The 12,883-nt window shown below is 62.4% G+C and carries 12 protein-coding genes and 1 riboswitch; all 12 genes read right to left on the reverse strand.

The features are described from left to right. Positions 1–3: 3 nt before the first annotated feature. Positions 4–1,347, reverse strand: a complete 1,344-nt coding sequence (gene mgtE / locus HB860_RS10315) for a magnesium transporter (protein WP_202046125.1) — start codon at positions 1,345–1,347, stop codon at positions 4–6. A gap of 124 nt (positions 1,348–1,471) precedes the next feature. Beyond that, positions 1,472–1,641: riboswitch (M-box (ykoK) riboswitch) on the reverse strand. 179 nt (positions 1,642–1,820) lie between these two features. After that, positions 1,821–3,038, reverse strand: a complete 1,218-nt coding sequence (gene flgL / locus HB860_RS10320) for a flagellar hook-associated protein FlgL (protein WP_247626570.1) — start codon at positions 3,036–3,038, stop codon at positions 1,821–1,823. A 3-nt stretch (positions 3,039–3,041) separates the two neighbouring features. After that, positions 3,042–5,036 carry a flagellar hook-associated protein FlgK gene (gene flgK / locus HB860_RS10325; RefSeq protein WP_247626571.1) on the reverse strand — a complete coding sequence of 665 codons (1,995 nt, stop codon included), beginning with the start codon at positions 5,034–5,036 and terminating at the stop codon, positions 3,042–3,044. A gap of 3 nt (positions 5,037–5,039) precedes the next feature. Continuing rightward, positions 5,040–6,140, reverse strand: coding sequence for a flagellar assembly peptidoglycan hydrolase FlgJ (gene flgJ / locus HB860_RS10330; RefSeq protein ID WP_162519139.1), 1,101 nt, complete (start codon positions 6,138–6,140; stop codon positions 5,040–5,042). 115 nt (positions 6,141–6,255) lie between these two features. Next, positions 6,256–7,353 (reverse strand): flagellar basal body P-ring protein FlgI, encoded by a 1,098-nt coding sequence (locus HB860_RS10335; protein WP_111910118.1) that lies wholly within the window; start codon positions 7,351–7,353, stop codon positions 6,256–6,258. A gap of 61 nt (positions 7,354–7,414) precedes the next feature. Further along, complete coding sequence (gene flgH, locus HB860_RS10340) at positions 7,415–8,086, reverse strand: flagellar basal body L-ring protein FlgH (protein ID WP_139434917.1); 672 nt, start codon at positions 8,084–8,086, stop codon at positions 7,415–7,417. Positions 8,087–8,102: 16 nt separating this feature from the next. Further along, positions 8,103–8,891, reverse strand: a complete 789-nt coding sequence (flgG, locus tag HB860_RS10345) for a flagellar basal-body rod protein FlgG (RefSeq protein WP_010675290.1) — start codon at positions 8,889–8,891, stop codon at positions 8,103–8,105. 14 nt (positions 8,892–8,905) lie between these two features. Beyond that, positions 8,906–9,652: a flagellar basal-body rod protein FlgF gene (gene flgF / locus HB860_RS10350; RefSeq protein ID WP_247626572.1), complete on the reverse strand. Its 747-nt coding sequence runs from the start codon at positions 9,650–9,652 to the stop codon at positions 8,906–8,908. Between the two features lie 145 nt (positions 9,653–9,797). After that, on the reverse strand, positions 9,798–11,174 hold the full coding sequence (gene flgE / locus HB860_RS10355) for a flagellar hook protein FlgE (protein WP_247626573.1): 1,377 nt from the start codon (positions 11,172–11,174) through the stop codon (positions 9,798–9,800). Between the two features lie 10 nt (positions 11,175–11,184). Continuing rightward, complete coding sequence (locus HB860_RS10360; RefSeq protein ID WP_247626574.1) at positions 11,185–11,916, reverse strand: flagellar hook assembly protein FlgD; 732 nt, start codon at positions 11,914–11,916, stop codon at positions 11,185–11,187. Positions 11,917–12,021: 105 nt separating this feature from the next. Continuing rightward, entirely contained in the window at positions 12,022–12,441 is a 420-nt protein-coding gene (gene flgC / locus HB860_RS10365; protein ID WP_005329775.1) for a flagellar basal body rod protein FlgC, read from the reverse strand. After that, a complete protein-coding gene (gene flgB / locus HB860_RS10370; RefSeq protein ID WP_247626575.1) occupies positions 12,441–12,839 on the reverse strand; it encodes a flagellar basal body rod protein FlgB in 399 nt (132 codons plus the stop codon). Before flgB ends, flgC begins: the two co-directional genes overlap by 1 nt. Between the last annotated feature and the right edge of the window lie 44 nt (positions 12,840–12,883).

Genomic DNA, 12,883 nt, shown 5'->3' on the forward strand with positions numbered 1-12,883 from the left:
TTGTCACTGCAGCTCGGGCAGCAACCATTTGGCGATTTCGAAATAGATGATGAGGCCGGTACCATCCACCAAGGTGGAGATGAAGGGGGCAGAGACCACGGCCGGATCGATGCGCAGGCGACGCAGCACCATGGGGATGATGGAGGCGACCGCGGCGCTCCAGAGCACGATGGCAATGATGGTCAGGGTGACCACCATGCCGATCTGGGGACCGACCCCCAGGCTCCAGGCCCGTACCCAGGCGGCCAACGCAATGGCGGCCGAGATGAGCAGACCGGTGGAGAGCTCCTTTCTCAGCACTGTGCCGAGGTTCTTCAGGCTCACCTCCCCCACCGCCATGGCCCGCACTATGGTGGTGGTGATCTGGGTGCCGCTGTTGCCGCCGGTGCCGATGAGCAGGGGGATGAAGAAGGCCAGGGCGATGGCCGCCTCCAGCTGCTCCTCGAAGGCCCGCAACACTGTCCCCGTGTAGGCCTCCGCTACGAACAGGATCAGCAGCCAGCCCACCCGCTTGCGCCACAGCTGCCAGGGAGTGGCCTGCAGATAGGGGGTATCCAGGGGGGATGAGCCCCCCTGCAACTCCGCATCCTCGGTGGATTCGAGCTCCAGGATGTCGGCGGCGTCATCCACGTGGAAGACCCCCACCAGGCGCCCCTGATCCTCCACCGGCAGGGTCGAGATGTCGCGATCGATCAGCAGGCGGGCGGCCAGCTCCTGATCCGCCCGGGCGTTGATCCGCACCGCCTCCCGCTCCATCAGCTCGCTCACCGGTCGCAGCGGATCGGCGATCAGCAGGGACTTGAGGGAGACGCTGCCGAGCAGGCGCCGCTCGCCGTCGACCACATAGAGGTGCTGAAACAGTTGGGCCTTGTCCCAGGCGTCGTGGATCCGCCGCTTGGCGCTCTCCACCGTGGTGCCCTGGTCGACGGCCAGGTACTCGTGGCGCATGTTGGCACCGACCGACTCGCTCGGCCAATCGAGCAGAGCATCGTAGATGGCCTGCGCCTGGGTCGGGAAGCGGGCCAGCAGCCTGGTGCGATCCTGGGCACCCAGCTTGCGCAGGATGGCCACCATATCGCGCCGGGGAATGGCCTCCTGCAGCACGCCCACTATACTGCCATGCAGACGCAGCAGCAGCTGGCCCGCGCTCTCCGCCGACAGGGAGGCGAGCAGGGCGGCTCCTCGCGGCGCAGGGAGAGTATCGAAGACGCAGTTGAGCTCTTCCGGGCGCAGGGTCAGCAGTTGATCGGCCCGCTGCACCGGGTCCAGGTTGTGGTCGAGCCAGCCCTGCAGGGCGGCGAGATCGAGCAGTTGATGACGGTTGAGCAGGGTGTGTGTTTTCTTCATCACAGATATCCTCATGTGATTTCAGGCAGGGCCTGAAGGCAACCGGCTCGCACCGGTCGCTGTCGACAAGAAAACAGCAATTTGATTGACGAGTAACAGGCAGGAAATGACGCCGTCCGGCGTGTTTTCATCCCCACGTACCAGCTTTAGCACTGCATAACGTATCCGGCATGCCGGAAGCCACTTGGGTTGACACCTTAATCCGATGAAAACTGTCCTGATCTTGGGCGTCTCTGGACGTCGTGAGATCAGTGGCCTGTGTTTATGCAGGAGCCTCGCCTAACGAGATGCTGCGAAAAATGCGCGCCACCTGGGTGGTGCGGGCGGCATCATCTGTCCGGGGCCTCCCCGAGTCAAGGCCATTGGGCTGCTGGCAACGGGTTGTTACAAATTGGGCGGGAAGCGGGCCGCCCATGAAAAGAACGCTCCCCCGGGCCTGGGCCACGGGGGAGCGGGCGATCAACGGGTAGATATCAGCGGATATAGTCGAACAGGGTCAGCTTGCTTATCTTGCTGAAGGCGAGCTGGGAGGCGCTCATGGCCGCGTCCTCCTTGGAGAGCGCCGCAATCACCTCGTACATGTCCGCCTCGGAGACCTTGGCCCTCGCCTGCTGGTTCAGGGTGCTGAGCCCGTCATTGGAACTCATCACCTGTTCCAGGCTGTTGAGCCGACTGCCTACCTCCCCCTGCCCCCTGTCCACCTTGGTTCTGGCGTTGTTCATGTGGGTGGTGGCATCGGCCACCGCCAGCTGGAAGTCGCTTGCCGGAAGCGTGGGGTCGCGCAGGGCGGAGATGAAGTCGGACATGCCGTTCAGTATGTTGTCGTTCACCGGCTTATCGAGCACAAAAGTTTGATCCGTCGAACCTGCGGGCAAATCCAAGGTCAGCTCCAACCCGTTGAAGGAGATGGCGTTGCCCGCTGTATAGGGAAGAGCGGGTCCCTGGACAATGTCACCTTGGCTGTTTTCAATATGATAGGTTTCAGGTGGACCAATCTGGGTGCTTATCGTGTACTGGTTGTTGGCCGGTGTGGCCGGGTCGTAGTTGTTTCGATAGAAGCTCTCGAAGTTCCCCTGATCCCCCACCCCTACCTGGATGTTGGCGCTGGTGCCACTGGCGGTGCGCCGGGTCGCCACCATCTCGAACAGATCGAAGCCGGAGTCGTTGGCCGGGATCTTGACCGTGGGAGAGACCTGGATGCTGCGCTGTCCTGTGTCCCCCTGGAACACATAGTTGCCGCTGACGTTCTTGACGAAGGGCTGGGTCTTGCTCTGGTTGCCGCCGAAGATGAACTCCCCCTGGGAGTTCTTGCTGTTCATCAGATCGAACATCTGTTTCTGCAGCCCCTCCAGCTCGCTCGCGATGGCGTTGCGCTCCTCGGCGCCCATGGCCGAGCTGTTGGCCTTCTGGATCAGGGTCTGGGCACTCAGCATGGCGCTGTTGAGGGAGGTAAGCACCGTATCCTCGTGGCCCAGGCTGTTCTCCAGCAGGCTGCCGTTGACACCGAACTGCTTGAAGAGATCGATCTCCTTGGTCAGCGCCAGCTTCTGGCTCATGCCGGAGGGATCCTCGCCGGCGCGGGTGAACTTGTCCCCCGTCATCAGCTGGTTGTAGGCGGTGTTCTGGCGTTCGCTGACCTTGCTCATCGTGGCAAGGTTGCGGTCATAGATCATGTTGGTGGTGATGCGCATGACTTACCTCACGGAAGACAACAGGGTATCGAAGATGGTCTTCGCGGTATTGACTATCTGGGCCGAGGCGGCATAGGACTGCTGGAAGCGGATGAGGTTGGCCGCCTCCTCCTCCAGGTTGACCCCGGAGACGCTCTCGAAGATGGCGGTGCTCTGGGTCAGCTTGGCCTCATTGGCCTGCAGCAGGGTCTTGGCCTGGCTGGCCTTGTTGCCCACCCCGGTCACCAGGGCGCTGTAGGCGTCGTTGAAGGTCATCTTGTCGTTGCTGGTGGCGGCGTTGTTGTTCTTGCGCACCAACTCCTTGTTCTGCAGCTCCGCCAGCGCCAGCCCGTTGCCGTTGTCCGCAAAGCCATCCTTGTTGTAGCTCAGGGTGAAGCTGTCGCTGGCCTCCGCCTTGCCGGTGATGCTGAAGTCGTAGCCCGGGGTCAGGGCCGGCACTATGGGCGTGCCCAGCGGCAGTTCGAGGGCGGACATCAGGTTCTGCCCCTTGGTGGAGGCGGGGGCCACCCCGAGCAGGTTGTTGTTCTTGTCATAGACCTCGTAGTTGCCGCTGCCGTCGATCTTGATGACCTGGGGAGCGCTCGAGTCCAGGGTATTGGTGCCAAAGCCCGACCCCGTGCCTGTGTTGTAGACGCTGTTCACCTTGATCTCGCCCGAGCCCAGGTTCTGGGAATGCTTGTCCGCCTTGATGGGGGATGCCAGCGCGATGTCTTCCGGCCTGGTGGCGGCCTGCGCCATGCCGGCGGCGGCGTGCTTGGTGGGTTGCAGCACTATCTTGTCGCCCCCGACCGGGGTGCCGGACAGGTCGATCTCGATGCCGTGCCCGGCCACCTCGAACTTGGCGGGGGGCGGGGGCGTGGTGCCGGTCGCTACCGAGGTCCGCTGCCCTGAGCCGTCGATGGAGAAGACCTCATAATCGGTGCCGTTGTTGAACTGCACTTCGTAATCGAAGGTGGTCACTTCCGGGCCCTTGCCGGGCACGAAGTTGACGCTGGCCGCCCCGCTGCCCTGGTTGCCGGCATAGGGGAGCCCCTGGCTCCCCTTGAGGGAGAAGAGATCCCCTCCCAGCTCGTTGTCCAGATCCATGCCGAGGCGGTTCTGCTGGTTCATGGCATCGGCCATGGCGACCGCCAGCTGGCCCAGCTCCCGCTTGGCGGGCTCCAGATCGTTGCGCGCCGTGAAGAGGCCGCCGATGGCGCCCCCCAGATCCTTGTCATTGATGTTGGCCTGGTTGGCCCCCAGGGTGAGCTGCAGCCTCGCATCCCGGGAATCCGGGCTGCCCGCCACCACCTTGAACTGGGCCACGCCGCCGTCCAGCACCAGGGAGTGCCCCGTGCTCATGTTGACCAGCATGCTGCCGTTGGGCTGGGTCACGGTGCGGATCTCCATCTTCTCGGAGAGCTGGCGGATCGCCTCGTCACGCTGATCGAACAGCATCAGGTTCTCTTCCGGCGAGCCCTGGGTGCGCACTATGGCCTGGTTCAGATCGTTGATGCTGCTCAGCAGGCTGTTCACCCTGTCCGTCTCGTCCCCTATGGTGGCGTTGATGGTGTCGCTCTGCTTGTCGAGCTGGGCGGAGAGGGTGTGGAAGCGATCCACCATGCCGCTGAGCTCGCTCAGGGTGGTCTTGCGCCCGCCCACTTCCGCCGGCGATTCGTTGGCGGTGTGGAAGGCCTTGAAGTAGGAGGTGATGGTGGTGCCCACGCTGTTGCTGGCATCCCCCAGCAGGCTGTCGAGCTGGAACAGCTGATCGTAGCGCGAGCCTGCGGCATGGTAGGCGGAGGTATCCCGGCGCACCTCAGCCTGGGCGTAGGCGTTGATGACCCGCTCGCTCACCATGTCGCCCGTGCCCAATCCGACGGAATTGGTGTAGATCAGGGTGCGTTCACGTACATAGCCCTGGCTGTTGACGTTCACTATGTTGTTACTGGTGGTCTGCAGCAGTCGCTGCTGGGCCAATACACCCGAAGTCCCGATTCCAAGCAGATCGCTTGCCATAGCTTACAGCTCCATCTCTGTGTTCCTGGTCGCAGCGTTGCCGGGCATCGAGTAGCCGGCGATGGCATCACTGCGCAACACTTGTTTAAGTTTGCTGGCGTACTGGGGATCGGTGGCATAACCGGCCTGCTGCAGCGCCTCGAAATAGCGATCCGGGCTGTCCACCTTGGCCAGCGCCCCCTTGTAGCGACTCCCCGAGGTCAGGAAGTCCACATAGTCGTTGAAGCTCTCTTCAAACGACTCGTAGGAGCGGAACGCCGCCTTCTGGCGCGACGCCACCCCTTGCTCGTACTCCAGGGTGCTCACCACGGCCTTGGGCCCTTCCCAGCGGGGATCGGCCTTGATGCCGAACAGGTTGTGGCTCATCTGCCCTTCCCCGTCCTTGATCACCCGCTTGCCCCAGCCGCTCTCAAGGGCGGCCTGGGCCACCAGCACCGCCGGGCTCAGCCCCAGCTTGTCCGCCGCCTTCTTGGCCAGCGGCATCAGACGCTCGACGAACTCCTCCGGACTGTCGAACACCTTGGCGCTCTCATCCAGGGCCGAGGCCCGCGGGCTGCTGCCCATGGGCGGCACGGTGCGATGGGGGCGTCTGGGCAGGTTCAACGAGGACTCGGCCCCATTCAGCTCGCTCTTCATTTCGTTATCAGCAAAATCTTTGCCAACTTTGGAGGCGGCGATCAGATCGTTGGAGGCGCTGGGGGCTTCATAGGGCTTGTAGACCCGCTCGGTGCGCTGGGGCAGCTTGAGCACCCGACCGTCGTTATGGGTGAAGGTCTTCTCGGGGGAGAACTGTTTTGCCACCATCTCGGCGATGCCAAGGCCCCCCTTGCTCGACATGTCGGAGACCCGCTGCTCGTCCAGCATCCCCTCGTAGAACTGGGTGTAGCTGCTGTTCATCGGGTTGCCTTCAGTCAGCACCGAGTTGGCCTGGCGCATCCCCTTGAACAGGGTCTGGGTGAAGATGGACTCGAACTGGCGGGCCGCCGCCATCAGTGCCTCTTGCTTCCCTTCCTTGCTGTGGCTCATCTGGCGCAGCTTGTCCAGATTCTGAACGTCCTGCACCATGCCAAGATTGATACCACTCTGGGTGTCGAACTCTGCCATAACCTTCCTCTTTGCCGCCCGTGGCAACCTCTTGCCGCTCAAGAAATGACTGTTTTACCTGTTGGCTCTCCGGGCCGGCTGCTGCGCCAGCCCGGAGATTCGCCGAGACAGCCCGTTACAAGATGACCAGCTGCCCCTGAATGGCGCCCGCCTGCTGCAGGGCCTCCAGAATCGCCATCAGATCCCCCGGCGCTATCCCCACCTGATTCACCGCCCGCACCAGGTCATCCAGGGTCGCCCCGGTGTCGAGCTTGAACATACGCCCCGGATCCTGCTGCACGTTGATGGTGGAGTTGTTGGTGACCGCGGTCTCGCCCCCCGCCAGCGGATTGGGCTGGGAGACCTGCTGGTTCTCGGCGATGGTGACCGTCAGGCCCCCATGGCTGATGGCGGCGGGCCTCAGCTTGACCTCGCTGCCGATGACTATGGTGCCGGTGCGCGAGTTGACGATGATCTTGGCGGACTCGGTGGCCGGATCCACTTCCAGGTTTTCGATGGTCGCGAGGTAGGCGACCCGCTGGCTCGGATCCCGCGGGGCAAACACCTTGATGGAGGTGGCGTCCAGGGCCTGGGCCGTGTTGGGGCCTACCAGATCATTGACCACGTCGGCCACCCGACGGGCCGTGGTGAAATCGGGCCGGTTCAGGTTGAAGGTGATGGTATCCCCCTGGGAGAAGGAGTTCGGCACTTCACGCTCCACTGTCGCCCCATTGGCGATGCGCCCCACTGTGGGGGTATTGACCACCACCTTGGAGCCATCCGCTCCCTCGGCCCCGAGACCACCAACCACCAGGCTGCCCTGGGCCACCGCATAGACGCGGCCGTCCAACCCCTTGAGGAAGGTCTGGAGCAGGGTCCCGCCCCGCAGGCTCTTCGCCTCGCCGATGGCGGAGACGGTGACATCTATGGTCTGGCCCGGCTTGGAGAAGGGGGGCAGATCGGCGTGGATGGCCACGGGCGCCACGTCCTTGATCTTGGGCTTGATGTTGTCCGGCACCTTGATGCCGAAGTTGTTGAGCATGGTCCTGAAGGTCTGCTCGGTGAAGGCGTTGTTCTTCTCGCCCGTCCCGGGCAGGCCCACCACCAGACCGTAGCCGATCAACTGGTTGCTGCGCACCCCTTCCACCGAGCTGAGATCCTTGATGCGGGAGGCGTGCGCCAGCCCGAGGGGCAAGATACAGCACAGCAGGCCAAGCAAACGGAGTCGGTTCATGACATCTCCTGACTAAACCATTCCGGCCCCGGGTCGCCACTGACGACCCGAGGCCCGAGTATTAAATGGGCCACCAGGGGCCGTTGAAGAAGCTGGTCAGCCACCCCTGTTCCTGGGTGTTGGCCAGATCGCCGGTGCCGCCGTAATGGATGCGCGCATTGGCGACCCGCTGGGACGAGACGCTGTTCTCCGAACTCACGTCCTCCGGGCGCACCAGGCCGGTGATGCGAATGTATTCGTTGCCGTTGTTGAGCATGATCCACTTCTCGCCGCGCACCAGCAGGTTGCCGTTCGGCAATACCTTGACCACGCTGACCGAGATGTTGCCCTGCAGGCTGTTGCTCTGATCCGCCTTGGCCTGGCCCTTGAACGCACTGCTCTGGCCGATGGAGGCTGACAAGTCATAGGGGCTCGCCGTCACCGGCACCCCGCCCAGGGTGACGGGCTCCAGCTCCATCTTGTTGTCCTTGCCGCTCTGGGTATTGGCCTTCTTCGACGCCGAGGTCGACTCCGCCAGCTCTATGGTGATGATGTCACCCACTCGATGGGCCTTGATGTCCGAGTAGATGCCGTTGACCTGCTCGGGCTGGAAGATGGCCCCGGTCGGACGTACCGACACCGGCTCCGACTCGCCATACACGGGGGCAAATTCGGGGTCGTCGGGTCTGGCGGTATTGGGGGTGCTGGTACAGCCTGCCAGTGTCAGCAGGCCCAGCATCCATAGGGCTTTCATCATGGCTCTCCTTTCATCAGGTCCGCTGGGTCAGGAAGGACATCATGGAGTCTACTGCCGAGATGACCTTGGAGTTCATCTCGTAGACCCGCTGGGCCTGGATCAGGTTCACCAGCTCCTCGGTCACGTTGACGTTGGAGGTCTCCAGCATGCCCTGCTTGATCACCCCCAGTCCGTCCGCACCTGCCGTCCCCTGGATGGGGGCGCCGCTCGACTGGGTCTCGAGGAACAAGTTCTCCCCCATGGGTTGCAGGCCGGTCGGGTTGACGAAGTCGGTGGTGTTGATCTGGCCCACCACCTGGGACTGGCCATCCCCCTTGAGCTGGACGGAGACCTGGCCATCCTCCCCCACGGTCACGCTCTGGGCGTTCTCGGGGATCTGGATCTCCGGCTGCAGCGGGTAGCCGTTGCCCGGGGTGACTATGGTGCCCTCGTCATTGAGGGTGAACTGGCCGTTGCGGGTGTAGGCCGCGCTGCCGTCCGGCAGCTGGATCTCGAAGTAGCCGCGGCCGCTTATCATCAAGTCCAGGGAGTTGTCCGTGGTCTGGACATTGCCCTGGCTGTGGTTTTTCTGGGTGGCGACCACCTTGGCCCCCGCCCCCAGCATCAGGCCGGAGGGCAGCTCGGTATCCGCCGAGGAGCGGCCACCTGGCTGGTTGATGTTCTGATAGAGCAGATCCTCGAAGATGGCGCGGGCCTTCTTGTAGCCTACGGTGCTGGCGTTCGCCAGGTTGTTCGAGGTGACCGAAATGTTGGTCTGCTGGGCATCGAGGCCGGTCTTGCTGATCCAGAGTGCAGGATTCATTTAATGCTCCTTGATTAGCTGATACGCAGCAGCTGGGTTTGGGCCTCGTCATTCTCCTCGGCGGTCTTCATGATCTTGACCTGAGTTTCGAACTGACGCTGCAAACGAATAAGGTTGGTCATCTCGTCGACCACGTTGACGTTGCTCCCCTCGAGGGAGCCAGCCAGCAGGCCGACCTCGGCAGAGGCGGCTTCCTGCTGGCCATCCTTGCGGCGAAACAGGCCATCCTGCCCCTTCTCCACCGCATCGCTGGGAGGGTTGACCAGCTTGATGCGCTGGAAATCCTCCGGCAGGTTGGCGGCGGCCCCCTCGGGACGGCCGCTGATGGTGCCATCCCGGTTGATCTCTATCTTCTCCATAGGCAGGGGCAGCACTATGGGCTGGCCTGCGTCATCCACCACGTTGAGCCCGGTGGAGGTCTGCAGATTGCCGGTGGCATTGAGCTGCAGGTTGCCCATGCGGGTATAGGCCTCTGCCCCATTGGGATCCTGCACCGCAATCCAGCCCGGGCCGTCGACGGCGACGTCAAGATCCCGCCCCGTGGTCTGCAGCAGGCCGTGCTGCAGGTTCTGACCCGGCCGCTCCGTCATGGCGAACACCCGGGACGGCAGCCCTTCGCCAAACGCCTGCATGCTGCGCGCCTGCTCGAAGTCAGACTTGAAGCCGATGGTGTTGGCGTTGGCCAGGTTGTTGCCACGCACAGCCAGGCTGTTCATGTTCTCCTTGGCCCCGGACATGGCGATATAAAGCAGGTGATCCATGGGATCCTCCGTCAAACAGATGACTCTCGCAGGACAACTGCAAATTGAGTGCCAAGAGATATGGGAAGGGTGAAACAGTGGAGGGAAAAGCGCCGCATCGGAAACGACAAGGGGCGCATGTGCGCCCCTTGTACCGCGAACAACCTTAGCGGATCTGCAGTATGTTCTGCTGCAGCGAGCTGTTCACTTCCAGGGAGCGGGAGTTCGCCTGGAAGTTGCGCTGGGCGGTGATGAGGTCCACCAGCTCTGTGGTCAGATCCACGTTGGACTGCTCCAGCGCCGACGACTTGATGGAACCGAAGGTGCCGGAGTTCGGGGTGCCCGGCAGGGCATCACCGGAGAGCAGGGACTGGCGCCAGGAGGTGTCCCCCACCTGGGTCAGCCCCTGGGAGTTGGCGAACTTGGCCATGGCCACCATGGCCACCTTGACGGTGGTGGCGTTACTGTAAGTGGCGGAGACTATGCCGTCCGCCCCAATCTCCACCTTGGTCAGCCGGCCGACGGTGGAGCCATCCTGGGTCAATTTACTGACTTCGAACGGCGAGGCGTACTGGGTCACGGTGCCGAGCTTCAATTCAAACTGCTGAGTCCCATCGGCGCCGTTGCTTATGATACCGGCACCTGGCTCCCCTGTGCCCGGTGTGCCTCCAGCAGGTGAACCTAATGATACCGTCTTGATCACCGCAGGATCGGTCGGCGTCACCATCTTGCCGGAGGCATCGAAGGTCATACGCGCACTCTTGGGCGCCTGGCTGACGCCGGTGGCCATGGTGGTGTCCACGCCACCCGCCACGTCGATGGGCTTGTCCCCCTCATACATGTACATGCGCCAGGCGGTCGGCACTGCCGCCTTGGTCGGATCGGCGGGATCCGCTTCTTTGGTGAAGTATTGGGTGATGGTGTGCGGTTCACCCAGGGAGTCATAGACCACCACTGAAGTCGAGGAGGCGTAGGTGCTCGAATCCTTGGGATCGAATTTGGAGGCATTCACATCCATCAGCGTCTTAGTGCTGGAAGGCAGGTTGAAACCGGCCTCGACCGTCGTGGTCTGCACCGGCTCACCGGCCTTGTCCGGGATCTGGATGGGCTTGGTCGCATTGATGCTGACCGCCTTGGGGGTGCCGTCAGAGTTGATCTCGTACCCCTGCAGGTAACCGCCGGAGTTGCTGACCATGTAGCTGCTTTCGTTGAGCTTGAAGGCGCCGGAACGGGTGTAGCTGCGATCCAGGTTGGTCAGGCCATCGGAAGTCACGAAGAAACCATTGCCCTGGATGGCGAGATCCAGCGCGTTGTTGGTGAACTGCAGCGCCCCCTGGTGGAACTGCTGCGCCACCGCCCCCGTCGCCACCCCGTTGCCGACCTGGGTCTTGGCGTTGACGAAGATGGAGTTGGCGTAGACGTCGGCGAACTCGGCGCGGGACTCCTTGAAGCCGGTGGTATTGACGTTGGCAATGTTGTTCGCGGTGACGTTCAGGTCTTTTTGAGCCGCATTGATGCCGCTGAGGGCATTGTTGAATGACATGTCTTTCTCCTTAGATCACTGCGTTAGGGGTCGGTGTCGGCGTCGACTTGCCGGTCGTCCCGCCAATTTCCAATACATCGGTCAGATAGATGCCACCCAGTCCCTTGAGTTTGAGGGTGCTGGGGTTGGTGCTGGTGCCCAAGGTGACGCTCTCCACCTTGGCATAGGTCAGGGCCGGTACGCTCTCGGACTTGCCATTGACAGTGGCGTGCGCCTCTATCGAATACTTCCCGCTCTTGGCGGCATTGCCCGACTTGTCTAGGCCATCCCACTCGAAGGCCACGTTCCCCTTCTGGTCCCCTTCGATGGAGAACTCCTTGATCACCTGACCGCTTTCGTCCTTCACCGTCACCTTGACGTTGCTGCCACCGTCCCCGGTGGCGATGACGCCGGAGAGGGTGCTCCCCTTCTCCAGATAACCGGTGTTGGAGGGAATGAGCACGTTCTGGCCCACCAGGGCCGAGGCCTGCAGCGCCTGGCTGGAGGTCATCAGGCTGTTGAGGCTCTCCATCTGGGTGGAGAGGCTGCTGATCCCCTGGGACGTCGACATCGAGGTCATCTGGGAGAGCATCTGGGCGTTGTCCACCGGCTTGAACGGATCCTGGTAGGAGAGCTGCATGGTCAGCAGCTTCAGGAAGGACTCCTGGTCCAGCTCCTTCTTCTGGGTCGTGGTGTTGGTGGTATTGGTCTGGGCGGACGACGTCCGGTTGACCCCCAGCAGGCTGTCATAGGTATCTGCCACTTAGGATTCCCCCTCTGTCCGGGTTTGCCGGGCGCCGTACGGGTCGAACCCATGGTCGCGGCCATGCAGGCCGTCACTGATCACTGTCATCCGGGTTCACCTCTATCAGGACTTGCCGAGGCCGAGCGTCTGCTGCAGCATCTTCTTCGCCGCATCCGCCACCTGGACGTTGGTCTGGTAACTGCGCGATGCCGCTATCATGTCCGCCATCTCCTCCACCATGTTGACGTTGGGCTTGAAGATGAAGCCATCCTTGTCCGCCATGGGGTGGTTGGGGTTGTACTCCTTGAGCAGCGGCGCATCGCTCTCGACTATGCCCTTCACATCCACCCCCACCGAGGCCTGCTTGTCCGACATGGCCTGATCCAGCTGGGCGGCAAAGACTGGCCGCCTGGCATGGTAAGTTTTTTCCACGCTGGAGCTGACGCTGTCGGCGTTGGCCATGTTGCTGGCCACCGTATTGAGGCGGACGGACTGCGCGCTCATGGCAGAGCCTGCAATGTCAAAGACCTTGAACAAACTCATTACTGATCTCCTTTCAACGCCTTGAGCAGGCCGCTTATCTTGCCATTCATGAATTCGAGGGTGGCCTGGTACTCGAGGCTGTTGCGCAGGAACTCGCTGCGCTCCTGCTGCACATCCACCGTATTGCCGTCACCTGTATCCGGTTGCAGGGGGTTGCGATACTGGGTCGACCCGGGGGCATCCATCTGCAAGGCGAAATGCTTCTCGCTGGTGGTGGACAGCCCGAACCCTTGCTGGCTCTGGGCATCCTGCAACGCCTGGGAGAAGTTGATGTCACGGGCCTTGAAGCCCGGCGTATCCGCGTTGGCGATGTTGCTCGATAGCACCTCCGCACGCTTGGCGCGAATGCTCAGCGTGTACTGGTGAACACCGAATGCCTTGTCGAATGAAATTGCCATAGCGCACCTCCTGCTTCACGAATGTTTAGCAAGAGGTGTGCCAA

It is taken from the genome of Aeromonas genomosp. paramedia (assembly GCF_023093515.1).
Classification (GTDB): Bacteria; Pseudomonadota; Gammaproteobacteria; order Enterobacterales; family Aeromonadaceae; genus Aeromonas.

What these genes read in the sequence shown, in the direction of transcription:
- flgB (WP_247626575.1), bottom strand. Translation starts at nt 12,839, where the DNA reads ATGGCAATTTCATTCGACAAGGCATTCGGTGTTCACCAGTACACGCTG.
- flgK (WP_247626571.1), bottom strand. Translation starts at nt 5,036, where the DNA reads ATGGCAAGCGATCTGCTTGGAATCGGGACTTCGGGTGTATTGGCCCAG.
- flgG (WP_010675290.1), bottom strand. Translation starts at nt 8,891, where the DNA reads ATGAATCCTGCACTCTGGATCAGCAAGACCGGCCTCGATGCCCAGCAG.
- flgF (WP_247626572.1), bottom strand. Translation starts at nt 9,652, where the DNA reads ATGGATCACCTGCTTTATATCGCCATGTCCGGGGCCAAGGAGAACATG.
- flgL (WP_247626570.1), bottom strand. Translation starts at nt 3,038, where the DNA reads ATGCGCATCACCACCAACATGATCTATGACCGCAACCTTGCCACGATG.
- flgJ (WP_162519139.1), bottom strand. Translation starts at nt 6,140, where the DNA reads ATGGCAGAGTTCGACACCCAGAGTGGTATCAATCTTGGCATGGTGCAG.
- HB860_RS10335 (WP_111910118.1), bottom strand. Translation starts at nt 7,353, where the DNA reads ATGAACCGACTCCGTTTGCTTGGCCTGCTGTGCTGTATCTTGCCCCTC.
- mgtE (WP_202046125.1), bottom strand. Translation starts at nt 1,347, where the DNA reads ATGAAGAAAACACACACCCTGCTCAACCGTCATCAACTGCTCGATCTC.
- flgC (WP_005329775.1), bottom strand. Translation starts at nt 12,441, where the DNA reads ATGAGTTTGTTCAAGGTCTTTGACATTGCAGGCTCTGCCATGAGCGCG.
- flgE (WP_247626573.1), bottom strand. Translation starts at nt 11,174, where the DNA reads ATGTCATTCAACAATGCCCTCAGCGGCATCAATGCGGCTCAAAAAGAC.
- flgH (WP_139434917.1), bottom strand. Translation starts at nt 8,086, where the DNA reads ATGAAAGCCCTATGGATGCTGGGCCTGCTGACACTGGCAGGCTGTACC.